Source organism: Rhodococcus sp. 14-2470-1a, assembly GCF_002259425.1.
Classification (GTDB): Bacteria; Actinomycetota; Actinomycetes; order Mycobacteriales; family Mycobacteriaceae; genus Rhodococcoides; species Rhodococcoides fascians_E.
In genome coordinates, this window is record NZ_NPFZ01000028.1 from 363,064 (window position 1) to 384,913 (window position 21,850).

The 21,850-nt window shown below is 66.1% G+C and carries 23 protein-coding genes; 13 read left to right on the forward strand and 10 right to left on the reverse strand.

The window, feature by feature from the left end; translation table 11 throughout:
* The first annotated feature begins 31 nt into the window (after window positions 1-31).
* The 3 genes from CH292_RS17435 to CH292_RS17445 all read left to right on the forward strand — a co-directional run bounded on the left by CH292_RS17435 (window position 32) and on the right by CH292_RS17445 (window position 4,479).
* Window positions 32-469: an OsmC family peroxiredoxin gene (locus CH292_RS17435; protein WP_019663071.1), complete on the forward strand. Its 438-nt coding sequence runs from the start codon at window positions 32-34 to the stop codon at window positions 467-469.
* Window positions 470-688: 219 nt separating this feature from the next.
* Window positions 689-3,031, forward strand: a complete 2,343-nt coding sequence (locus tag CH292_RS17440) for a bifunctional diguanylate cyclase/phosphodiesterase (protein ID WP_256978210.1) — start codon at window positions 689-691, stop codon at window positions 3,029-3,031.
* 29 nt (window positions 3,032-3,060) lie between these two features.
* A complete protein-coding gene (locus CH292_RS17445) occupies window positions 3,061-4,479 on the forward strand; it encodes a sensor domain-containing diguanylate cyclase (protein ID WP_094655321.1) in 1,419 nt (472 codons plus the stop codon).
* Here CH292_RS17445 and mhuD read toward each other — a convergent pair.
* Window positions 4,432-4,740: a mycobilin-forming heme oxygenase MhuD gene (mhuD, locus tag CH292_RS17450; RefSeq protein ID WP_019663074.1), complete on the reverse strand. Its 309-nt coding sequence runs from the start codon at window positions 4,738-4,740 to the stop codon at window positions 4,432-4,434. The genes CH292_RS17445 and mhuD overlap by 48 nt on opposite strands.
* A gap of 36 nt (window positions 4,741-4,776) precedes the next feature.
* Here mhuD and CH292_RS17455 point away from each other — a divergent pair, with 36 nt between their 5' ends.
* Together CH292_RS17455 and CH292_RS17460 are read left to right on the forward strand one after the other, a co-directional pair.
* Window positions 4,777-5,514: an alpha/beta fold hydrolase gene (locus CH292_RS17455; RefSeq protein ID WP_094627812.1), complete on the forward strand. Its 738-nt coding sequence runs from the start codon at window positions 4,777-4,779 to the stop codon at window positions 5,512-5,514.
* Window positions 5,515-5,519: 5 nt separating this feature from the next.
* Window positions 5,520-6,326 (forward strand): alpha/beta fold hydrolase, encoded by an 807-nt coding sequence (locus CH292_RS17460; protein ID WP_019663076.1) that lies wholly within the window; start codon window positions 5,520-5,522, stop codon window positions 6,324-6,326.
* On the opposite strand, the gene CH292_RS17465 is transcribed toward CH292_RS17460, so the two are convergent.
* Window positions 6,327-7,202 (reverse strand): A/G-specific adenine glycosylase, encoded by an 876-nt coding sequence (locus tag CH292_RS17465; protein ID WP_020110911.1) that lies wholly within the window; start codon window positions 7,200-7,202, stop codon window positions 6,327-6,329.
* Window positions 7,203-7,306: 104 nt separating this feature from the next.
* Between CH292_RS17465 and CH292_RS17470 the strand changes: the two genes are divergently transcribed.
* Both CH292_RS17470 and CH292_RS17475 read left to right on the forward strand, forming a co-directional pair.
* On the forward strand, window positions 7,307-7,930 hold the full coding sequence (locus CH292_RS17470; RefSeq protein WP_019663078.1) for a carbonic anhydrase: 624 nt from the start codon (window positions 7,307-7,309) through the stop codon (window positions 7,928-7,930).
* 77 nt (window positions 7,931-8,007) lie between these two features.
* Window positions 8,008-8,748: a hypothetical protein gene (locus CH292_RS17475; RefSeq protein WP_020110910.1), complete on the forward strand. Its 741-nt coding sequence runs from the start codon at window positions 8,008-8,010 to the stop codon at window positions 8,746-8,748.
* 3 nt (window positions 8,749-8,751) lie between these two features.
* Here CH292_RS17475 and disA read toward each other — a convergent pair whose 3' ends face one another.
* The 3 genes from disA to CH292_RS17490 all read right to left on the reverse strand — a co-directional run bounded on the left by disA (window position 8,752) and on the right by CH292_RS17490 (window position 12,181).
* Complete coding sequence (gene disA, locus CH292_RS17480; RefSeq protein WP_019663080.1) at window positions 8,752-9,849, reverse strand: DNA integrity scanning diadenylate cyclase DisA; 1,098 nt, start codon at window positions 9,847-9,849, stop codon at window positions 8,752-8,754.
* A 215-nt stretch (window positions 9,850-10,064) separates the two neighbouring features.
* Window positions 10,065-11,474 (reverse strand): DNA repair protein RadA, encoded by a 1,410-nt coding sequence (gene radA, locus CH292_RS17485; RefSeq protein ID WP_094655322.1) that lies wholly within the window; start codon window positions 11,472-11,474, stop codon window positions 10,065-10,067.
* A 44-nt stretch (window positions 11,475-11,518) separates the two neighbouring features.
* Window positions 11,519-12,181 carry a hypothetical protein gene (locus CH292_RS17490; protein WP_371828088.1) on the reverse strand — a complete coding sequence of 221 codons (663 nt, stop codon included), beginning with the start codon at window positions 12,179-12,181 and terminating at the stop codon, window positions 11,519-11,521.
* A gap of 447 nt (window positions 12,182-12,628) precedes the next feature.
* Between CH292_RS17490 and carD the strand changes: the two genes are divergently transcribed.
* The 6 genes from carD to CH292_RS17520 are packed head-to-tail and all read left to right on the forward strand — an operon-like array spanning window position 12,629 to window position 17,762.
* Complete coding sequence (gene carD, locus CH292_RS17495; protein WP_019663083.1) at window positions 12,629-13,117, forward strand: RNA polymerase-binding transcription factor CarD; 489 nt, start codon at window positions 12,629-12,631, stop codon at window positions 13,115-13,117.
* A gap of 17 nt (window positions 13,118-13,134) precedes the next feature.
* The gene (gene ispD, locus CH292_RS17500) at window positions 13,135-13,815 is read left to right on the forward strand and encodes a 2-C-methyl-D-erythritol 4-phosphate cytidylyltransferase (protein WP_019663084.1); all 681 of its coding nucleotides are present in this window, start codon (window positions 13,135-13,137) and stop codon (window positions 13,813-13,815) included.
* Complete coding sequence (gene ispF / locus CH292_RS17505; protein ID WP_094655323.1) at window positions 13,812-14,276, forward strand: 2-C-methyl-D-erythritol 2,4-cyclodiphosphate synthase; 465 nt, start codon at window positions 13,812-13,814, stop codon at window positions 14,274-14,276. Before ispD ends, ispF begins: the two co-directional genes overlap by 4 nt.
* A gap of 23 nt (window positions 14,277-14,299) precedes the next feature.
* Window positions 14,300-15,715, forward strand: coding sequence for a cysteine--tRNA ligase (gene cysS / locus CH292_RS17510; RefSeq protein WP_037164659.1), 1,416 nt, complete (start codon window positions 14,300-14,302; stop codon window positions 15,713-15,715).
* Entirely contained in the window at window positions 15,715-16,704 is a 990-nt protein-coding gene (rlmB, locus tag CH292_RS17515) for a 23S rRNA (guanosine(2251)-2'-O)-methyltransferase RlmB (protein ID WP_019663087.1), read from the forward strand. Before cysS ends, rlmB begins: the two co-directional genes overlap by 1 nt.
* Before the next feature lie 56 nt (window positions 16,705-16,760).
* A complete protein-coding gene (locus CH292_RS17520; RefSeq protein ID WP_256978214.1) occupies window positions 16,761-17,762 on the forward strand; it encodes an iron-siderophore ABC transporter substrate-binding protein in 1,002 nt (333 codons plus the stop codon).
* 17 nt (window positions 17,763-17,779) lie between these two features.
* Here CH292_RS17520 and CH292_RS17525 read toward each other — a convergent pair whose 3' ends face one another.
* From CH292_RS17525 to CH292_RS17545, 5 genes are all read right to left on the reverse strand, one after another.
* On the reverse strand, window positions 17,780-18,625 hold the full coding sequence (locus CH292_RS17525; protein WP_094655325.1) for a biotin-dependent carboxyltransferase family protein: 846 nt from the start codon (window positions 18,623-18,625) through the stop codon (window positions 17,780-17,782).
* Complete coding sequence (locus CH292_RS17530; RefSeq protein WP_094655326.1) at window positions 18,622-19,224, reverse strand: allophanate hydrolase subunit 1; 603 nt, start codon at window positions 19,222-19,224, stop codon at window positions 18,622-18,624. Before CH292_RS17530 ends, CH292_RS17525 begins: the two co-directional genes overlap by 4 nt.
* The gene (locus CH292_RS17535) at window positions 19,224-19,982 is read right to left on the reverse strand and encodes a LamB/YcsF family protein (RefSeq protein ID WP_094655327.1); all 759 of its coding nucleotides are present in this window, start codon (window positions 19,980-19,982) and stop codon (window positions 19,224-19,226) included. The genes CH292_RS17530 and CH292_RS17535 overlap by 1 nt, the downstream gene beginning before the upstream one ends.
* Before the next feature lie 148 nt (window positions 19,983-20,130).
* Window positions 20,131-21,006: a metal ABC transporter permease gene (locus CH292_RS17540; RefSeq protein WP_094655328.1), complete on the reverse strand. Its 876-nt coding sequence runs from the start codon at window positions 21,004-21,006 to the stop codon at window positions 20,131-20,133.
* Window positions 21,003-21,824: a metal ABC transporter ATP-binding protein gene (locus CH292_RS17545; RefSeq protein WP_037143401.1), complete on the reverse strand. Its 822-nt coding sequence runs from the start codon at window positions 21,822-21,824 to the stop codon at window positions 21,003-21,005. The genes CH292_RS17540 and CH292_RS17545 overlap by 4 nt, the downstream gene beginning before the upstream one ends.
* Window positions 21,825-21,850: the final 26 nt, after the last annotated feature.

Genomic DNA, 21,850 nt, shown 5'->3' on the forward strand with positions numbered 1-21,850 from the left:
GCCGGGCGCATGTCGAGAGGAGTCAGACGCTATGCCCACACGTACATCGCGCACTGCATGGAACGGAACTCTGGAAGCCGGTTCGGGTCAGGTGGAACTCACCAGTTCCGGCGCAGCAACGTTCGACGTCTCGTTTCCCAAGCGTGCTGCCGAGAACGCCGACGGCACCACCAGTCCGGAAGAGCTGATCGCTGCGGCGCACTCGTCGTGCTACGCGATGCAGCTGTCCGCCCTCATCGCGGAGGCAGGTGGCACGCCGCAGAGTCTCGAGGTCAAGGCCGAGGTCTCTCTCGGACCGGACGACCCAGGGTTCAAGCTGACGGGGATCGCGCTGACCGTTCGCGGTGAGGTCGACGGCCTCGACGCCGAGGGCTTCGCGAAGGCAGCGCAGGCCGCGAAGGAGACATGCCCGGTCAGCAAGGCTCTCACCGGTGTGGAGATCACCCTCGACGCAGCGCTCGAGTCCTGACGGCCGACCACCGAAGAAAACGGGCTGATCGCCCGAAATTGTGACCTGTCACTGAAGAAGTGAGGGAGGCTAGATAACCTTCCAACCGTCGTGTCTGAGATCCTGGACAAGTCGAGCAATCCGAACGGCAAACGGCATCGAATGCAGTTCGTACGCCTGACGCGATTCGAACAAACGGACACGACGGTGGTTGGGACCCGGAAAGGACTCACTCGGGGCATGAGGTGGTCGAGCTTCCTGTCGGTAGGGCTGGTGGGTACCGGCGTCTACTTGTGGCTGCCGAGCGGATTGCCCAGGATCTCGGTGTACGCGCTGATCACCGCCGCCTGCGTCGTGACGTTCGCCTGCGTCAGCAAGCACCGGAGCCTCGCCAACCGACCCACGTGGTTCTTCCTGCTGATGGGCCTCGTGGCGTGGGGCCTCGGCGATCTGATCACCGCGGTGTATCTACTGGGCGACACAACCGTGCCGATGGTCTCGCCGGCCGACGCCGCCTACCTTCTCGGGCACGCTGCGTTCATCGTCGGTGTGCTTCTGATCCACGACGACAACGGCCATCGCGTTCTCCGGTTGGAGGACGCACTGGAGGGCTCGATCGTTGCCACCGGCGTCGGGCTGGCTGCGTGGATCTTCGTCGTCGGCAGCCGCCCGGACATCTCCCTCGGGTTCGATGCGTTCTCCGAGTACTGGCCTGTGGTGGTCTACACCACCGCAGACGGCTTCGTCGTCTCGTTGCTCGTCATCCTCCTGTTGTCCAAGCGTGCACGAACATTGCCGTTCACGATGACGGCGGCGGGTTTCGTGACGTTCGCGGTGTCGGCGTGGATCAATTTCCTCGCCGTCGAGCGGTTCGAATTCCGCGACACGAGCGTGGTCAGCGCGGGATGGCTCATCGGCTACATCCTTCTGACGGCGGCGACCCTGTATCCGCCACAAAAACTCTGGACCGTGCCCGACGAGAAGCCGAGACGGGTCGTCGAACGCACTCGGCTCGCTGGGCTCAGTGCAGGCATTCTGCTGTCTCCCGTCGTGATGGGCATCGAACTCGTACGCGGCGTGCCGGTCTCCGAATGGGGCTGGGTCGTGTTCGGGTCGTCGGTTCTTGCCGTCGTACTGGTCGCGGCGCGGATGGCATGTTTCCTGGCGGCGCTGCGCCGACAGGCCGAAGCGTTGTCCATCGCCGCGGTGTCGGACCCGGTGACGGGGCTGGCCAACCGACGCCACCTCGAAGAACTTCTCGACCGCTCCCTCGCCGACGCCGGTGCCTGTGGTGTCGTCGTGTTCGTCGTCGACGTCGACCGCTTCGCGCAGATCAACGAGACCTTCGGCTATCCGGTCGGGGATCGCGTGCTCCGTGAGATCGGGCAGAGGTTGTCGGCGGCAGCGGCGAGCGATTCCGTCGTCGGGCGTCTCGGCGGTGACCAGTTCGTGGTGTCCCTGGCCGCGGACCGGTTGGTCGTCTCCACGTCGGTAGCTGCGGATCATTTTCGCAGCGCAGTCAGCGAGACCATGTTCGTCCGCGACATCAATGTGGCTCTGGACGCGACGGTCGGCGTCGTGGAGTCCTCGAAGCTTGCCGTCGTCGACGCCGAGGCACTCCTGCAGCACGCCCACGTCGCGCTCACCTTCGCCAAGCACGGCCACGAACGCTCGTCGCTGTACAGCCCGGCGATGGACTCCGACCGCCACGATCAGATGCGACTGCTCGGGGAACTCGAAACCGCCATCCGCGAACGGCAACTGCGTGTGTTCTTCCAGCCGTGCATGGATCTGAAGACGGGCCGGATCTCGGGAGTCGAAGCACTGCTGCGGTGGCAGCATCCACGCGAGGGCCTCATTTCGCCCTGGTCGTTCCTCCCCGACGCGGAACGCTCGGGTCTGCTCCCCTCGATCACCGCCTACGTCCTCGACGATGCACTGGAATGCTGCAGCACCCTCCGCCGAAATCGGTCGGACTTCCGCGTGTCCGTCAACCTCTCGGTCCGCAACCTGCTGGACGCCACCTTGGTGGAGAACGTGGCCACCGCCCTGCAATCCCACCGTGTCCCTGCATCGGCGGTGCAGTTCGAGGTCACCGAGACCACGGCCATGACCGACCCCCGTCGTTCCGTCGATTCGCTCGTCGCGCTCCGGGATCTGGGCGTCTCGCTCGCCATCGACGATTACGGCACCGGCTACAGCTCGTTGGCCTACCTGAGATCCTTGCCGGTCCAGACCCTGAAGATCGACAAGTCGTTCGTCACGGCCATGAACAGTCAACCGACCAATGCGTCGATCGTGCGGTCGACCATCGATCTCGGCCGGAGCCTGGGCATGACCGTCGTCGCGGAGGGCGTCGAGGACGCCAAGACTCTCGACCGCCTGCGCGCACTCGGGTGTGACGGTGCACAAGGGTTCCACATCGGTCATCCGGTTCCCGAGGAAGAACTGGAGGCCTCGATCGAGCGAATCGAGTGCCTCGTCGGGGCCGGCCGGCCGAGCCCCGAATCACACCCGTCACGGCCCTCGTCATCGGCTTCTCATGGTGCGAAAGCCGTCGGATCGGCAGCGAATCGAAACTGAACATCGATGAGCCACAGGTCCCGGACTGGGTGGCAGAATTCGCCGCGATTGCCGAACGTTCGCCCGACGCGATGTACCTGCGGGGCGCGGACGGTCATGTGGCGTACGCCAATTCGGCCGCCCAGGGGCTCGTCGGGGCCGGGGCGGCCGGCATCGAGTTCAGGGAATCGCTGCGCGTCGCAGGAGATGTCGACCCGGTCCTGCGGGCACTCGGTGCAGGTGGCGTCTGGACCGGAGACAGTGTCCTGCGGCACGTGCGTTCGGGCGCCGACATCCCTGTCTGGGTATCGGCGTTCGTCGTCACGGGACGACATGCTCGCACGCCTGTCGTGGCCGTCGTCGCACGCGACCTTCGCGGACGGTTCGACGTCGAGTGCCGCCTGCGGGAAGCCGTCGCGGACGCCGCTGCCCACGCGCGTGAGCAGCGGACGGTCGCCGACCTGAGTCGAACTGCGTTGACTGCCGGTCGGTCTCGTATTCTCGCCGAGGCGACCGAGGCTGCTGCGGCGCTCGCCGGGATGGACTGTGCCGTCGTCTTCGAGCCGAGCGCTCCGGATCGCTCCGAACTGTTGGCCGTGTCCTACTCCGGTCCCAGTGCCCCGCCGTCCGCAATTCCGTTGTCGCGCTTGTCGCATGCTGGACTTGCGTTGCGCTCCGACGCTCCGGTCACGTGCGCGGACCGGGACACCGAAACGAGATTCCCGACGGATTTCATGGTGGCACGAGGCGTGCGCAGCGGCGCCGCCGTGGTCATCGAAGGATCGGATGAGCCGTGGGGAGTGCTCGCGGTGTACAGCGCGGAGTCAGGGGAATTCAGCGACGGAGAGCTGGCCTACCTGCAGACGGTCGCAGGTGTGGTGTCCGCGGCGATGCGCAGGCAGGACCTGGAGACGGAACTGCGTCGTCGGATAGCGCACGATCCGTTGACCGGTCTGGCCAACAGGGTGCTGGTGCGTCAGCGCATCGCAGACGTGAGGGTCCACGGGAACCCTTGTCCGATAGCGGTTCTGGTGGTCGATCTGGACAACTTCAAGATGATCAACGACACCCTCGGTCACGCGGTGGGTGACCGGGCGCTCCAGTTCGTGGCGACTCTCCTGGCAGATGCCGTCGACCAGGGCGACATCGTGTCGCGGTTCGGCGGCGACGAGTTCGTCGTCCTGCACCTTGGACCCGATCCTGTGGGTGTGGCGATGCGCATTCTCGAGGGACTCGCAGTGTCGTTCGGAATCGACGGCTTCGACATCACCGTCGCGGCCAGCATCGGCATCGCGGTGGACGAGAACTACACCGCCGATGCCGACGACCTGTTCCGGCGCGCCGACTCGGCGATGTACACCGCGAAGAAATCACGAACGACGGGGTACGCGGTGCACGGACACTCGGACCCGCGGCACGGCTCAGCGCCCCGGAGTCACATCCAGCACGACCTCGAATTCGAGCAGTGACGCCCCCGAGGCGACCGGCTTCGCGCGTTCACCGGAATGAGCGGCCCTGGCAGGTCCCGACGCCCACTGCTGGAAGGCCTCTTCGGTCTCCCACTGCGTGACGACGAAGTAGCGGTCCTCGCCTTTGGTGGGGCGGAGAAGTTGGAAACCGAGGAAGCCGGGTGAACCCTCGACGGCACCTGCTCGTGCAGCGAAGCGCTTCTCCAGCTCGGGGCCAGCGCCCTCGGGAACCTCGATTGCGTTGATCTTGACGACAGCCATGACGCCAGATTACCTGCGCGGCTACCATCGTCCTCGATGCTGCACGACGAGGGTGGAGACGGCCCGCCGATCCTGCTGCTGCACGGGCTCATGGGCAGCTCCGGGACGTGGCGGCGCGCCCTTCCCTGGCTGCGCACCCTCGGCCACGTCCATACGTACGACGCTCCGGGCCACCGGCGTCCGCCGCCCTCGACATTGACCACCGAAGCCTTCGTCGAGGATCTGGCGGCGCATGCCGAGACGCTGGGCGGGGCGGCGGTGATCGGCCACTCGATGGGCTCCCTGCACGGATGGTGCCTGGCCGCTGCCCGTCCGGAACTGGTGACGGCCCTCGTCGTCGAGGACATCGCGCCGGACTTCCGTGGCAGGACGGCCGACGCCTGGGCCGCGATGATCAGGAACTGGCCGCAGCCGTTTCCGACGGAGGCCGCCGTCCTCGACTACTTCGGGGAGGTGGCGGGCCGATACTTCCTGGATTCGTTCACCCGACGGGAGGACGGGTGGTACCTGCACGGTGAGGTTTCGACGTTCGAGGCCATCTCGTCGGAATGGGGAAGGCGGGACTTCTGGGCGGAATGGGAAGCCGTCGACGTGCCGTCGTTGCTTCTCGAAGGTGAGTTCGGGATCACACCCGACGGGCAGATGGCGGAGATGCACGCGCGGAACCCGAAGTCCGAGTACGTATTCATGCCCGGCGCGGCCCATCTGATCCACGACGAGTCCCCGCAGATCTACCAGGAGGCGGTGACGAGCTTCCTGACCGCACTACGATGACGCGAATGTCGTCGGCGAAGCTCAACGGAATCGAAATCGACTACGAGGTCACGGGCTCCGGCCCCCTCGTGGTCCTGGTGATGGGAACCGGCAGCCCGGGACGAGTGTGGAAGGCGCATCAGGTGCCCGCGCTGGTGACGGCCGGTTTTCGGGTCGTCACGTTCGACAACCGGGGTGTTTCGCCGTCGTTCGAGGCCGGCCGGTCCATGATGCTCGACGACCTCGTCGCCGACACGGCCGCGCTGATCGAGCATCTCGGTGGCATGCGAGCACGCGTCGTCGGTACGTCGATGGGGGCGCGCGTCACGCAGGAACTCGCGCTCGCCCGACCCGACCTCGTCTCCCACGCCGTGATGATGGCGACGTACGGGCGGTCGTCGACGATGCAGAAGGCGTGGTCGCAGGCCGAACGCGATCTGTACGACGCCGGGATCACGCTCCCCGCGTCCTACCGTGCGGCGATGACGGCGATGAACAACTTCTCGCCCGCAACGCTGCGGAACGAGCAAGCGATCGCGGATTGGCTTGCCGTGCTGGAATTCTCGGGTGGGCAGCCGACTGCGGGCCGACGCGCACAGATCGGTCTGGAGATGCGCGCGGGCACCGAGCGGCTGACGGCGTATCGCAAGATCACCGCGAAGTCGCTGGTCATCGGATTCGCCGACGACCGATTGATCCCGGCGCACCTCAGCCGTGAAGTCGCACAGGCAATTCCGGGAGCGCGCTACGAGGAGATCCCGGACACCGGGCATTTCGGCTACCTCGAACGGCCCGACGTCGTCAACAAGGTCCTGGCGGACTTCCTGCGCTGATCAGCCCTCGCCCGCCAGACAGAACAGACCGGACTCGGTCTGCTCGACCAGACCGTCGAGCAGCAGCGAATCCAGCGCCCTGTCGCGCTGACCGGGATCGGTGAGCCACACGATGTCCAACTGCGCCCGTTCCACCGGGCCGGGACTCTCCCGCAGCACGGACATCAGCTTTCCGCGCACCTGTCGATCGGTGCCGGCGAACTTCTGCACCTTCTTGACCGGACCTGTGTACGCCGGTCTCCCCGCGTCGATCCACGAGCACTTCGGCAGCGGACACAACAGGCAGGCCGGGTTCTTCGCCGTGCAGATCAACGCGCCGAGTTCCATCAACGCCGCCGAGTACCGCGCCGCGCGAGCCTTCGGGCGGGGGAGCAGGGCGTCCACGTCCGCGAGATCACGCGTCGTCGACGGATTCCCCGGCTCCGCCTCGCCGTGCACAGCACGGGCGACGACACGACGAACATTGGTGTCGACGACCGGAACTCGCCGACCGTAGGCGAAGCAGGCCACCGCACGCGCGGTGTACGCGCCGATGCCGGGCAACCCCAGGAGAGTGTCGACGTCGTCGGGCACCACGTCACCGTGCTCGGATGCCAGGACCGACGCGCATTCGTGCAACCGCAGAGCCCGACGCGGATAGCCGAGCTTGCCCCAGGCCCGCAGAACCTCGGCCTGCGACGACGCCGCCATCTTCGACGGAACGGGCCACTTCCGAACCCACTCCTCCCAGATCGGAGCCACGCGAGAGACCGGTGTCTGCTGAAGCATGATCTCGCTCATCAGTATCTGCCAGGCAGTCACTCCGGGCCGACGCCACGGCAGATCCCGCTCCTCGGCATCGAACCAGCTCAGCAACGCTGCCGTATCGATGGGCACGTGTCCTCAACAGCCTTTCGTCCGCGCGACGGTCCGGTGGCCGTCCGGGACCGGCGAGGGAACCTGACTCGCCGGTAATCGTCGACCCATGCACAATGACTTACATGCCTGCCTCCAACCCAGCATCAGCATGGAAGTCTCTCAAAGAGGGTAACCAGCGTTTCGTCGCCGGCGCCCCCCTGCATCCCAGTCAGGGTATCGAGGACCGCACCAGACTCGCCGACGGCCAGAGCCCCCGCGCAATTCTGTTCGGTTGCGCGGACTCTCGCGTCGCCGCCGAGATCATCTTCGATCAGGGCCTCGGGGACATGTTCGTCGTGCGCACCGCCGGCCACACCGTCGACTCGTCCGTGCTCGGCTCGATCGAATACGGCGTAGCCGTGCTCGGTGCGCACCTCATCGTCGTCCTCGGACACGACAAGTGCGGCGCCGTCAGGGCCACCACGGACGCACTCGATTCCGGCGACATCCCCGGCGGCTACATCCGCGACGTCGTCGAACGCGTCACCCCGTCGGTCCTGTCGGCCAGGCGCGACGGCTACACCGACGTCGACGATTTCATGGCCCGCCACGTCGAGGAAACGGGCAACCTGCTCATGCAGCGCTCCCGAATCATCGCGGAGAAAGTCGAATCGGGTGATGCCGCCATCGTCGGATTGACCTACAAGTTGTCCGAGGGAAGTGCGCGATTGCGAGAGGTCATCGGCGACATCGGCGAGAAGCCCTGACGTAAATACCCAGGTCCGACGCGACACGCCGTATGTGCTTGCGGGATGGCTGAGCTACCGCCAATTACGGTAGTTCTGTGTTGCAACCAACCGGGCCGCTGCCTCCCGAAATCTATTGGCGTCGTCGCGCACTCGCCATCGGTGCTGCCGTCGTCGTGCTCGGTTTGATCGTGTGGTTCATCAGCTCGCTCGGTGGCGGTGAGGACGATCAGCAGACCCAACCGGCGGGTGTCGTGTCGAGCGCAAGCCCCTCGACCACGGCCCCGTCGTCGACGAGTTCTCAGCAGCAGGCGTCCGCATCGGACGGAGGCTCGGGTGGGTCCGGCGGTTCGGGAGGATCCGGTGGCTCCGGCGGCGGCGCTCCCGCGTCGTCGGGAGCCTCGGGAACCTCCGCTGCTCCCGCTGCGGATCTCCCGGTGGCCTCCAACCAGTGCGCGGATCAGAGTCTCGCGATCAAGGCGACGCCGGACAAGGCGACGTACCGAGTCGGCGAAGAGCCAGGATTCACCGTCGTCATCACCAACATCAGCTCGACGGAATGCCAACGTGACGTCGGTGCCGGTCTGCAGCAGGCTCTGGTGTTCACCCTCGACGATCAGCGAATCTGGTCCAACACCGACTGCTTCCCGGACGCCCAGTCGGACCTGCGGTCCTTCAAGCCGGGTGAGCAGGCAGGGTTCACGGTCAAGTGGTCGGGAACCAACTCGGTTCCCGGTTGCGGTGAAGAACGCGTCCCCGTCGGCGCCGGTTCCTACAAGGTGATCGCCCAGCTCGGTGAACTGCGCAGCTCGCCGGAACCGTTCAACATCACCACCTAGACGTCAGTCGAACGGCCCCGCGATGGACGATTCGGCCAGGCGCGACAGGCCTTCTCGGATGTGCCGGGCCCAGAGGCCGCCGATGCCCTCGACCGATTGCAGGTCGGCGGCGGTGGCCGCGAGAAGCCCCTGCAGAGTGCCGAAGGATGCGACCAGACGGTGGATCTGGCTGAACTGCAGACGCGGTACCCGCGTCAGTACCCGGTAGCCGCGCGGGCTCATCGGAGTGTCGAGGGCCTCGATCGTCGCGGGATAGCCGAACGCACGCGCCAACGTCGTCAGGTCGAGAAGGTCGACGTCGGTCAGCTTGTCCAGAGCGCCGAGCGCACGCTCGACCGCTGCCGTGCCCGCAGGTTCCGTGCCTGCCAGGTAGTCCCGGACGACGAGTTGACGGTCGATGTCGTTGTCGCCGAGCAGCTCCTCCAGCTGCAGCGCCAATTGCCTTCCGTCCGTGCCGAGTTCGAGAACGTTCTGTTCGATCTCCACCGACACGCGTCGCACCATCTCGAGCCGCTGCGCGACGGTCAACGCGTCCCGCAGGGTCACGAAATCCTCGATCTCGACGACCGACAGTTGCCGGGTGTTGTCGTCGAGACGCGCTTTGTAGCGTTCGAGAGTCGCGACGGCCTGGTTGGCGCGCGATTGAATCGTCGCGGAACCTTCGACGACATGCCGGATACCGGCGACGTAGACGCTGACGATGCTCATCGACTGGCTGACGGAGACGACCGGGTAGCCGGTCTGCATCGCGGTCCGTTCCGCTGCGCGGTGCCGCGTACCGGATTCCACGGTGGGGATCTTGTGGTCGGGCACCAGCTGAACGTTGGACCGCACGATCCGCTTGCCGTCGGTCGACAACACGACGGCGCCGTCCATCTTCGACAGTTCTCGCAGTCTCGTCGGCGCGAACTCGACGTCCAGCTCGAATCCGCCGTCGCAGATGGCTTCCACTTCGTCGTCGTAGCCGAGCACGATCAACCCGCCGGTACGGCCTCGCAGGATGCGCTCGAGCCCGTCACGGAGAGCAGTGCCGGGGGCAAGGCGGGCAATGGTCTCGCGGAGAACAGGGGACGTCGGCTCGCCGCGTGTCGAGTCGGTCATGCTCATCCCCTCGTCGATGTCGGCGTTCACGGATGCAGGGGTGGTGCGTGTCCTGCAGGAAAGAGGTTACGTGAGCGGGAGTGGAGCCTGCGGAATGACCCGATTATGCGGGAGTGGAGCCTGCGGAATGACCCGATTATGCGGGAGTGGAGCCTGCGGAATGACCCGATTATGCGGGAGTGGAGCCTGCGGAATGACCCGAATATGCGTGCTTGCTAGCGAGAGCGGGGACGGACGGAGGTCAGGGCGTCGGCGAGGTTGGTGACTGTTCTGACTTTCATTCCGGCGGGCATCGGGTCGTCGTGTGGAGGGGTGATGGCGTGGGTGAAGCCGAGGCGTGCCGCTTCGGCGAGTCTTCTGCCGAGGCCGGACACGCGGCGGATCTCGCCTGCGAGGCCGACTTCGCCCAGGATGACGAGGCCGGGATCGAGTGGCACGTTGTTGACGCCGGATGCGACGGCGGCGGCGAGGGCAAGGTCCACGGCGGGTTCGGTGGTTTTCATACCTCCGACCGTGGCGGCGTAGACCTCGCACTTGGCGATCTTGAGGCCGCAGTGTTTCTCGAGGACCGCGAGGATCATTGCGACGCGGGCGGAGTCGAGGCCGCTGACGGCCCGTCTCGGTGACGGCATGTGTGTCTCGACGACGAGTGCCTGCAGTTCGGCGAGCAGGGGGCGCTTGCCGTCCATGGTGACGGTGACCGCCGTGCCTGCGACGGATTCCGTCCGGTGGTGCAGGAACAGCCCGGATGGGTCGGAGATGCCGACGATGCCCGTCTCGCGCAGTTCGAAACAGCCGACCTCGTCGGATGCGCCGAATCTGTTCTTGACGCCTCGGATCATCCGCAGGGTGGAGTGTTGGTCGCCTTCGAAGTGGAGGACGACGTCGACGAGGTGTTCGAGGGACCTCGGTCCGGCCACCGCGCCGTCCTTCGTGACGTGACCGATGAGCAGTACCGCGACTCCGGTCGTCTTGGCGAGCGAGGTCAGTGCACTGGTGATGGCGCGTACCTGGGTGACGCCGCCGATGACTCCGTCGACGTCGGCGGCGAGCATCGTCTGCACCGAGTCGACGATGAGCAGGCTGGGCTTGACCTGCTCCACGTGCCCGAACACCGTGGCAAGGTCCGATTCGGCGGCGAGGAACACACGCTCGTGGACAGCCCCGGTACGGTCGGCACGCAGACGTACCTGCCCGGCGGACTCCTCACCCGTGACGTACAGAGCGCGTCTGTCCTCACCCGTCCGTGCCCACCGATGGACGACCTCGAGGAGCAGCGTCGATTTTCCGACGCCCGGCTCGCCCGCGAGAAGTACGACGGATCCGGGGACCAGGCCGCCACCGAGAACCCGGTCGAACTCGCTGATGCCGGTGGAATTGGCCTGGGACGTCGTGCTGCTGATCTGGGTGATCGCGGCAGCGGGCGACGTCGGGATCATCGGCGCGAGCGTCGACCGTGTGTTCCCGGCCCCGAGGCCGGACGCGCCTGTTCGGGTGGCGACGGGTGCGAGGACCGTGGCCTCGTCCATCGAACCCCAGCTACCGCACTCCGGGCAGCGCCCCACCCATTTGGCGACGGTGTGATGGCAGGCCGAACAGCGGTAGTTGGACTTCAGTTTGGCCACGGGAGAAGACTAGAGGTGACCACCGACATCGAATGCGTCGAAGATCAGTTGTTCCCGTCCGCGCCTTCTTCGACCTCGGTCTCGACGACGCTCTGCTCGGCTTCCGCAGCTTCGCCGTGCAGCTCCGCCTCGACGGGGGACTTCTCGGAGATGTTGCGCTCGAGGACCTGACCGGCGTCGACGGGAACGAGAAGCTCCACGTCGCCCGCGTCTTCGAAGGTGAAGGTGATCGGAACGGTCAAGCCCGGACGAACTTCCTCGCCGATGCCGTTGAGCTCGACGACGATGAACTGGAGCGGAATGTCGGGGTTGGTGGCCTCGTTGTCCACGGGCGTACCGGCGCCGAGTGCAGTGAGCGGTGCGATCTCGGTTCCACCCGGCTCTTCGCCGACGGTGATCGACGACGCCGCTGTCGTGGAGATGCGCGTCAGAGTGTCTGCGTTTGCAGGGCTGTTGTTGACGGCGATGAATCCGAGCTCCACCTTGCCGCCTGCCTCGATCGAGTACTCCTCGGTCTGTGGGTAGACGACGTGAACGTTGCGCAGCGAGATGTCACCGATGTCGGCGGAGTTTCCGTTGACGGCGGACACTTGCGTCGCCGTCTGCGAGATCTGGCCTGCGCCGCACGCGGACAGTGCGAGTACACCGCCGGCTGCGAGAGCGACAACGGCTGCCAGTCGCTTTCCGGGGCGTACCGCAGGCTCCAGGCTGGTACTGGTCTTCGGGTTCGCGGTCGCAGCAATGAACGCAGTCACTTCGTCGTCCTCCAGGTGTGGCCGGTGTCGATGGCGCGGGCGAGGCGGCTGCGTCGTTCAGCCGATTCGTCGGTCCACTAGGCAGAGTAGTAGTCAGCCCGCGGCGATGGATCGCTGGGGCGCGAACACGCTGTCCGATTGCCGACTTCTCGGCGTGTCGGCGGGGTGTCGATTGCATGCTCGGAGGGGTGAGAAAGCGCTGCTCCGTGTCGTCTGCGCCACACGGAGGAGGGATGCGAATCGGGGGTCGAGACCGGAGCCCGCGGGGCGACTCAAGAGGTCGGCACTGCACGTCCAGGCGCCCATGTCAACCCCTGCCGCGTCGGCTCCGTGCCCCTGACCTGCGCCGTTGATCCGGGCGCGTGGTAAACTGGGAAAATCGAAAGGGGCACGGGACACATGATTTTCAAGGTCGGAGACACCGTCGTTTACCCCCATCACGGAGCGGCGCTGATCGAAGCGATAGAAACCCGCACCATCAAGGGTGAACCGAAAGAGTACCTAGTTCTCAAAGTAGCTCAGGGCGATCTCACCGTTCGAGTTCCTGCAGACAACGCCGAATATGTCGGCGTTCGCGACGTAGTAGGACAAGAAGGACTGGACAAGGTGTTCCAGGTTCTTCGTGCGCCGCACACCGAAGAGCCCACCAACTGGTCCCGTCGATACAAGGCGAACCTCGAGAAGCTTGCTTCGGGCGACGTCAACAAGGTTGCCGAGGTAGTTCGCGACCTCTGGCGGCGTGAGCAGGACCGTGGATTGTCCGCAGGCGAGAAGCGCATGCTGGCCAAGGCCCGTCAGATCCTCGTCGGAGAATTGGCTCTGGCCGAGGGAACCGACCAGGCCAAGGCGGACACCATGCTGGACGAAGTACTCGCCGCAGCATCCTGATCACCAGCGACACCACGGTGACAGGATCCACCTCGGGTTCCGTCGTCGCACTCGTTCCGGCGGCGGGGCAGGGCCTGCGTCTTCAGCAGGGTTTGCCCAAAGCCTTCGTGACAGTCGGTGGCACCACACTTCTTCGACGCTCGGTCGACGGCCTGATCGCATCAGGATCCGTCGACCGAATCGTCGTGATGGTGCCGGAGGAACTCGTCGAGCACACACGTGACCTGTTCGCCGACGTCACCGTCGTTGCCGGTGCAGCAGAACGCACCGACACCGTCGCCGTCGGACTGAAAGCAGCCGAGGGCGCGGACATCGTTCTCGTCCACGACGCGGCCCGCGCACTGACCCCTGCGTCGCTGATCGCGCGCGTCGTGGCGGAAGTTCGAGCCGGCCGGGGCGCCGTCGTACCCGCACTGCCGGTAGCCGACACCATCAAGACCGTCGACCTCATGGGCGCGGTTCTGGGCACCCCCGAACGCAGCGGGTTGCGCGCGATACAGACGCCGCAGGGATTCCGCGCCGACCTTCTGCACCGCGCCTACGCGGAAGTTTCGAGCATCGCCACCGACGACGCAGGCCTGGTGGAACGTCTGGGCGAAACCGTCCACACCATCGTCGGCGACGCACTTGCCTTCAAGATCACCACTCCGCACGACCTTCTTCTTGCGGAAGCCATCGTCGGGCGGGAGAACTCATGAGAGTCGGGATCGGTACCGACGTCCACCCCATCGCGAAAGGCCGACCGTGCTGGCTGGCGGGCCTCGAATTCGCCGATGTCGACGGTCTGGACGGGCACTCCGACGGTGACGTCGCATCGCACGCGCTGTGCGATGCACTGCTGTCCGCGGCTGGACTCGGTGACCTGGGTTCGGTGTTCGGCACCGGCCGCCCGGAATGGGACGGCGTCAGCGGGGCTGCGATGCTGACCGAGGTCCGACGATTGTTGACGGAGAACGGGTTCTCCATCGGTAACGCTGCCGTACAGATCATCGGCAACAGGCCCAAGATCGGCCCGCGGCGCGCGGAGGCACAGGAAGTGTTGTCCGCGGTGCTGGGGGCGCCCGTGTCGGTATCGGCGACCACCACCGACGGTTTGGGATTGACCGGCCGCGGCGAGGGAATCGCCGCCGTCGCGACCGCACTTGTCATGAGCGAGTAAATGCACCGGTAGGATTGCTGGTCGTGACCCTTCACCTATACGACACCGAGACGAGGGCCCTGCGGGAATTCTCCCCCTTGGTCCCTGGCCATGCTTCGGTGTACCTGTGTGGGGCAACGGTTCAGGGTGAACCGCACATCGGCCACGTTCGTAGCGGCGTCGCGTTCGACGTCCTGCGTCGCTGGCTGTCGGCGCACGACTACGACGTCGCTTTCATTCGCAACGTCACCGACATCGACGACAAGATTCTGAACAAGGCACGCGACGCGGGGCGCCCGTGGTGGGAGTGGGCCGCGACGTTCGAGCGGTCCTTCACGTGGGCGTACGACAAACTGGGTGTGCTTCCGCCGTCGGCGGAACCGCGCGCGACCGGGCACATCACGCAGATGGTGGAACTGATCGAGCGACTGATCGCATCCGGTCACGCTTACGCTGCCGACGGTGACGTCTACTTCGACGTTGTCAGCTTCCCCGACTACGGCGCGCTGTCCGGCCACAAGCTCGACGACGTCCACCAGGGCGAAAGCGTCGGCGCAGGCAAGCGGGATCCTCGCGATTTCACGCTGTGGAAGGCCGCCAAACCCGGTGAGCCGTCGTGGCCGACGCCGTGGGGCCGCGGTCGCCCCGGTTGGCACCTCGAATGCTCCGCGATGTGCGAGGCGTACCTCGGATCCGATTTCGACATCCATTGCGGCGGTCTGGATCTGGTGTTCCCACACCACGAGAACGAGCGTGCCCAGAGCAAAGCCGCCGGTGACGGCTTCAGTCGGTACTGGCTGCACAACGGGTGGGTGACGATGGGCGGCGAGAAGATGTCCAAATCGCTCGGCAACGTGCTGTCGGTACCCAACGTGCTCAAAAGTGTTCGGCCGCAAGAGCTTCGGTACTACCTCGGCAGCGCGCACTACCGCTCGATGCTCGAGTACTCGGACAACGCATTGCAGACAGCGGCGGTCACGTACCGAGGCATCGAAGGATTCGTCAAACGGACCGTCGAACGCGCGGGCGATGTTCCACTCGGGACGTGGACCGAGGACTTCGCCGCGGCATTGAACGACGACCTCGGCGTACCCAAGGCTTTGGCTGCCGTCCATGCGACGGTCAAGGCAGGCAACAGCGCCCTCGAAAGCGGCGACCTCCTGGGCGCCGTCGAGCAGGCCTCGAAAGTGCGGGCCATGTTGTCGATTCTCGGTGTGGACCCACTCGACCCACACTGGTCGTCGGGGGCAAGCGACAACGACGCCGTCGTCGGTGCGCTCGGTGTGCTCGTCGACGCAGAGTTGCAGCGTCGCGCGCAGGCGAAGATCGACAAGGACTGGCCGACGGCGGACGCGATACGCGACCGCCTCGCCAAGGCCGGCATAGATGTGACAGATACCCCGAGCGGGCCGGAATGGACCGTCGGGGACACGAGCAGTAACGACGAAGCAGGGCAGTGATGGCAGGCAATTCCAGTAGGCGCGGCGCAGTACGCAAGTCAGGCACCAAGAAGGGGCAGGTCGCCGGATCCGGCGGCAACCGTCGCCGGGGCCTCGAAGGGCGTGGCGCGACCCCTCCGGCCGAGGCCAGGACCAAACATCCGGCGTCGCGCAGGGCGAAGCTGGCGGACAAAGCCGCCCAGAACAGCGGCGGCAGGAACGGCGGCACTCGCCAGGGTGGTGGACGCGTCGCCAGTCGCAAGAACGACGACGGTCCCGAGGTCGTTCTCGGTCGCAACCCCGTCGTCGAATGCCTCCGCGCCGGCGTCCCCGCCACAGCACTGTGGGTGGCCGTCGGAACGGACAGCGACGAACGACTGAAGGAAAGCGTTCAGCGTGCAGCCGACGCCGGCATCTCCATCCTCGAGGTGCCGCGGTCGGACCTGGACAAGCTGAGCGCCAACGGTCTGCATCAGGGTCTGGCCCTGCAGGTGCCGCCGTACCGCTACGCACACCCCGACGACCTCATCGGCAACGCTCGCGCTCAGCAGGAGCCCGCACTGCTGGTTGCCCTCGACAACATCACCGACCCGCGAAACCTCGGTGCCGTCGTCCGGTCCGTCGCCGCGTTCGGAGGCCACGGCGTCGTCATTCCGCAGCGCCGAAGTGCAAGCGTGTCCGCCGTCGCGTGGCGCACCAGCGCCGGTGCCGCCGCTCGCCTGCCCGTCGCCCGCGCAACCAACCTGACGCGAACGCTCAAGGACTGGCAGACCAAGGGCGTCACCATTGTCGGCCTCGACGCCGAGGGTGACACCACGCTCGACAACTTCGACGCCAGTGGCCCCGTCGCCATCGTCGTCGGCTCCGAGGGCAAGGGCCTGTCCCGTCTCGTTCGCGAGACGTGCGATTCCATCCTGTCCATTCCGATGGCCGGACCGGTGGAGTCCTTGAACGCCTCCGTCGCGGCCGGAGTCGTGCTGGCCGACATCGCACGGCAGCGCAGGCTCTGACCACACGGCTCCGAATCAGCTGGTAGGTTAGGCACACCTTAGAGAGGGTGTGTCGAATGATGTCGAAGAAGTCACGGCTGTACGCCGGTGTCGCGACGGCCGGACTGTTGCTCGGATCGGTCGCATGTTCGTCGGAGTCCGCTCCCGATACGGCGAGCGACACCAGATCCGTCGTCCACAAGCTGGGTACCACCGAGGTACCCGTGGACCCGGAGCGCATCGTCACGGTCGGGTACTCCGATCAGGACACCCTGCTCGCGTTCGGTGAGGTCCCGGTCGGCGTCACCGACTGGTACGGCGACTATCCGGACGCGACGTGGCCGTGGGCGCAGGATGCCCTCGGCGACGCCCACCCCGAGGTGTTGAACCGGGGCCAGTTCACCGGTGCGGCCAACATCGATTTCGAGGGCATAGCGAAGCTCGAACCGGACCTGATCATGGCGCAGTACATCGACGTGAGCACCGACGCGTACGCCAGGCTTTCGGAGATCGCACCTACGGTGACGGGTTCGCCCGACTATCCGGATTTCGGTATGCCGTGGCAGGAAAGCGTGCGTCTCGTCGGCGACACGCTGGGCGAGGCCGACAGAGCTGCAGAGCTCGTCCAGCGCGTCGACGCCGAACTCGGCGAGCAGCGCGAGGCCCACCCCGAATTCGAAGGAAAGACAGTAGCGGTGGTCGAATCGGGTGAGCCCGGTTCGTTCTGGGTGCGGTCACCCAACGATCAGCGGTCCCGCCTGCTCACTTCGCTCGGATTCGTCATCCCGCAGCAGATCACGGACCTTGCAGGGGATCTCGATGCATTCGAGATCAGCACGGAACAACTCGGGATGCTCGACCTCGACGTTCTGGTGTGGAACACCGGGGGCACCGAAGGCACGAGCGACCGAATCAGAGCGACACCCACGTATCAGGTGCTGAACGTGGCCAAGGACGGACGGGACGTTTTCGTCGACGACCCCATCGTCTCCGGCGCCCTCACATGGGGCAGCGTCCTGAGTCTGCCGTTCGCGATCGACGCGCTCGTCCCCGAGTTGGCGGCTGCTGCGTCGAAGTGACGCGCAGGCCGAGGCATCTATCGAGGACCGAAGCGCACCGAGTCGCCCGGCCGTAGCTGCCCCAGCCGCGATAGGTCGGCGTCGCGCACCACGCCGATCACCGGGTAACCGCCGGTGACGGGGTGGTCGGCCAGGAAGACGACGGGTTTGCCGTCCGGAGGCACCTGTAGAGCTCCGATCACCATTCCCTCGCTGGGCAGTTCAGAGGAGTCGGTGCGCACCAGTGCGGTGGCGCCTTCGAGACGTACGCCGACACGATCGGCGTCGGCGGTGACGGTCCATTCCTGCTCGAACAGTGCCGACGGATTGTCGAACCAGTCCGCACGTGGACCCGGCACGATCCCGATCGGCCCGGATGATGTGACTTGCGGCGCCAGTTCTGTTGCGGGCCAATCGGATACGTCGTCGCCGATCGCGAGGATGGTGCCTGCCTCGAGCGGCGGGGGTCCCAGGCCGGACATCGTGTCCGTCGACCGGCTGCCCAGAACCTTCGGGACGTCGACGCCGCCGCGCACGGCCAGATAGGTTCGAAGGCCCGACGTCGGTGTGCCCAGGCTCAATTCGTCGCCGTCGTTCAGAATCAGCGTGCACTCCATGCCGTCGGCGATGCCGCCGACCGTCACCGGGCACTCCGCACCGACGACGGCGACGACCACCTGTCCACGCGCCCGAACGCGGAGGCCACCGAAGGTCGCTTCGAGGGTTGCGGCGTCGACGGTGTTTCCGACGAGTCGATTCGCGGCGTCGTGTGCAGCCCGGTCCGCGGCGCCCGACCAACCGACGCCGATCCCGGAATGCCCGGGACGACCGCGGTCCTGGACGGTGCACAGGGGGCCCGGGGTGAGAACCTCGAGGGATTTCATCGTTGTTCGAACCGAACTGTGACGCCCGGCCGGAGCAGTGCAGGTGGATCACGTTCCACGTCCCACAGCACGGCACCGGTCCGGCCGATGAGCTGCCAACCACCCGGTGAACTGCGTGGATACACTCCGGAGAATTGACCGGCGAGCCCGACGGACCCGGCGGGCACCGTCGTACGCGGTGTTGTTCTCCGTGGCACGGTCAAGCGGTCGTCCTGACCGACGAGATAACCGAATCCCGGTGCGAAGCCGCCGAATGCGACCGTCCATGTCTGCTCGGTGTGCGCCCGGACGACCTCGGCGACCGTCAGGCCGGTGGCCTCGGCGACGTCGCTCAGGTCCTCACCGTCGTAGGTGACAGCTACGACGACGGTGTCGGTGTCGTCCTCGACTTCCTGCGCGGACGGTTCGGTGCTGCGAACCCAGGCGAGTACGGCGTCTCGATTTCCGTTGTGCCGAACCAGAACTGTCCGTGTGGCCGGGACGAGGTCGACCACCGAGTCGATCCGCGATGCGGCCAACGACCGGTAGTTCGCCATGGCGTCGGCGAGATCTGCGTATTCGACGAGCACTGCCCGGTCTCCGGCGTCGCGGACGAACATCAGACGAACGCGGTGATGTCGATGTCGTTGTCGGACAGTATGTTCTGTACGGCCACGGCCATCTCGACGGCGCCGGGAGAGTCCCCGTGGACGCACACCGATTCCGCGTCGATCCGTACGGTCGACCCGTCGATCGCTTCGATCGTGCCCTCCTGCACCAGGCGCAGAACTCGCCTCGCCACCTCGGTGGGATCGGACAGGACCGCATCGGCTTCCCGCCGGGACACCAGTTCTCCCGCCGGTGTGTAGGCGCGGTCCGCGAACGCTTCGCTCACCGTACGAAGGCCGGCCTGGCTCGCTTCCTCGAGGAACACCGAGCCGGGAAGCCCCAGAACCGGAAGCGCGGGATCGTAGGTGCGGACGGCATCGACGACGGCGCGCGCTTGCTCGCGATGGCCGACGATCGCGTTGTACAGCGCACCGTGCGGCTTGACGTACGAGACAGCGGAACCCGCGGCACGAGCGAGACCGTTCAGGGCGCCGATCTGATACAGCACGTCCGCAGTCAGGTCGGCCGGTTCCATGTCGACGAAACGCCTGCCGAAGCCCGCGAGATCGCGATACCCGACCTGAGCGCCGATACGAACTGCATTGTCGACAGCAGCCCGGCACGTCGCCAGAATCGTCGTCGGATCACCCGCGTGAAACCCGCACGCGACATTCGCGCTCGTGACGAGGGTCAGCATGGCGTCGTCGTCGCCGAGCTTCCACGTGCCGAAGCTTTCGCCGAGGTCGGAATTCAAATCGATGGAAGGCATCGTCGACGATTCTATGCGGCCCGAGGTGACCGAACGGCACATTCGCTCCGAGGTGCGCGGGCGACCCCAGTGCACACAAGTCGGGTCCGGAGGGCCGGATGTGACCCCAGGAGGCGATTCGTGTGCACTCAGGACCGGTGAAACCGGATCAGACGAGCACACGCCCCGAGTTGGACTTCCTCCGCGAGCCGACGGCCCGGCAGACGAGGTAGATGACGAACGAGATGGTGGTGACGAACGTCGAGACGGGAACGCCGGGAGCGAGCGACAGCAGGATTCCGCCCACTGCTGCGGTCTCGGCGAACACGATCGACAGGATCGTCGCCTTCAGCGGGCTCGCGGTGACGCGGGCAGCGGCGGCGGCGGGCGTGATCAGCAGCGACAGCACCAGGAGTGCTCCGACGATCTGGACGCCCAGAGCACAGGCAACACCGACGAGCACCGCGAACACGACCGACAGTGCGCGCACCGGGACGCCACGGGCCAGGGCGACCTCCGGGTCGGTGCTGGCGAACAGCAACGGGCGGTAGACGACGGCCAACACGATCAGCACGACGACGGCGCAGATCAGCAGCAACTGCAGGCCGCTCTGCCCGACGCCGACGATCTGGCCGATGAGGAGCGAGAAGCTCGTTCCGGTTCGTCCTGGGTAGAGCCAGATGAAGAGGACCGACAATCCGAGACCGAAGGACATGATGACGCCGATGACGGAGTCGCGGTCGCGTGCCTTGGATCCCAGCAGCGCGAACATCACGGCGGCGACGACGGATCCCACGATGGCACCGAGCCCGACGGTGATGCCCACCAGCAGTGCCGCCGATGCGCCCGTCAAGGACAGTTCGCTCGAGCCGTGGACGGCGAATGCCCATTGCCTGCTGACGATGAGTGGTCCCAGTGCTCCGGCGAGGAGTCCGAGGATGGCGGCGGCGATGAGCGCTTGCTGGACGAAGTCGTATTCGAGCAGGTTGGCGGTGGAACTGAAATCGAGCATCTTGGAGAAGGCGTCGACGACTTTCTCGTTCATGAGACGTCCTCGGTCGGGGGGTGGTGCGCACCTGCGGTGCCGAGTGCGTCGATGGAGTCGCCGGTTCCGACGACGACGAGGCGTCCGCGGACTCGGAGGACCTCGACCTCGGTCCCGTAGAGCTCGGAGAGAACTTCGGTGGTCATGACCGTCGACGGCGATCCGATGCGGAACTTGCCGTCGACGATGTAGACGATTCGATCGACGAGGGGGAGGATCGGGTTGATCTCATGGGTGACGAACAGGACGGCGGTGTCGTGCTCGCGGCGTCGGCGATCTATCAGTTCGGACACGAGGCGTTGGTTGGCGAGGTCGAGGCTGAGCAGTGGCTCGTCGCACAGCAGCACCGACGGATCGCCGACGAGTGCCTGCGCGATGCGGAGCCGTTGCTGCTCGCCACCGGACATCGTTCCGACGGGTGCTCCGGCGAACGCGTTCGCGTCGACCTGGTCGATGGCGGCCTGGACGATGCGCTTGCGCTCACGCATTCCGCGGAAACCGAGGCCCCACTTGTGCCCGTCCCAGCCGAGCCCGACGAGGTCTCGCCCACGAAGGGGGAGACCGTCGTCGATGCTGCGCTGCTGCGGAACGTAGCCGACTCCGGACTGGCCCCGCCGGACGGGTGAGCCGCCGATGGTCGCCGTGCCCGACGTCAGCTGGTTCTGGCCTAGCAACACCTTGAGCAGGGAGGTTTTCCCCGACCCGTTGGGGCCGAGGATCGCCACGAATTCTCCTGGCTCGACCTCGAGGTCGAGGTTCTGCCACAACGTGCGGTCACCGAACGACAGCCCGGCGTCGCGCAGTTCTACAGCAGACATGGGTTACAGCTTTCCAGCACCTGGGT

Coding starts and splice junctions, on each gene's coding strand:
- CH292_RS17435 (WP_019663071.1), top strand. CDS start 32: ATGCCCACACGTACATCGCGCACTGCATGGAACGGAACTCTGGAAGCC.
- CH292_RS17440 (WP_256978210.1), top strand. CDS start 689: ATGAGGTGGTCGAGCTTCCTGTCGGTAGGGCTGGTGGGTACCGGCGTC.
- mhuD (WP_019663074.1), bottom strand. CDS start 4,740: ATGGCTGTCGTCAAGATCAACGCAATCGAGGTTCCCGAGGGCGCTGGC.
- CH292_RS17455 (WP_094627812.1), top strand. CDS start 4,777: ATGCTGCACGACGAGGGTGGAGACGGCCCGCCGATCCTGCTGCTGCAC.
- CH292_RS17460 (WP_019663076.1), top strand. CDS start 5,520: ATGTCGTCGGCGAAGCTCAACGGAATCGAAATCGACTACGAGGTCACG.
- CH292_RS17470 (WP_019663078.1), top strand. CDS start 7,307: ATGCCTGCCTCCAACCCAGCATCAGCATGGAAGTCTCTCAAAGAGGGT.
- disA (WP_019663080.1), bottom strand. CDS start 9,849: ATGACCGACTCGACACGCGGCGAGCCGACGTCCCCTGTTCTCCGCGAG.
- carD (WP_019663083.1), top strand. CDS start 12,629: ATGATTTTCAAGGTCGGAGACACCGTCGTTTACCCCCATCACGGAGCG.
- ispF (WP_094655323.1), top strand. CDS start 13,812: ATGAGAGTCGGGATCGGTACCGACGTCCACCCCATCGCGAAAGGCCGA.
- rlmB (WP_019663087.1), top strand. CDS start 15,715: ATGGCAGGCAATTCCAGTAGGCGCGGCGCAGTACGCAAGTCAGGCACC.
- CH292_RS17520 (WP_256978214.1), top strand. CDS start 16,761: ATGATGTCGAAGAAGTCACGGCTGTACGCCGGTGTCGCGACGGCCGGA.
- CH292_RS17525 (WP_094655325.1), bottom strand. CDS start 18,625: ATGAAATCCCTCGAGGTTCTCACCCCGGGCCCCCTGTGCACCGTCCAG.
- CH292_RS17530 (WP_094655326.1), bottom strand. CDS start 19,224: ATGTTCGTCCGCGACGCCGGAGACCGGGCAGTGCTCGTCGAATACGCA.
- CH292_RS17535 (WP_094655327.1), bottom strand. CDS start 19,982: ATGCCTTCCATCGATTTGAATTCCGACCTCGGCGAAAGCTTCGGCACG.
- CH292_RS17540 (WP_094655328.1), bottom strand. CDS start 21,006: ATGAACGAGAAAGTCGTCGACGCCTTCTCCAAGATGCTCGATTTCAGT.
- CH292_RS17545 (WP_037143401.1), bottom strand. CDS start 21,824: ATGTCTGCTGTAGAACTGCGCGACGCCGGGCTGTCGTTCGGTGACCGC.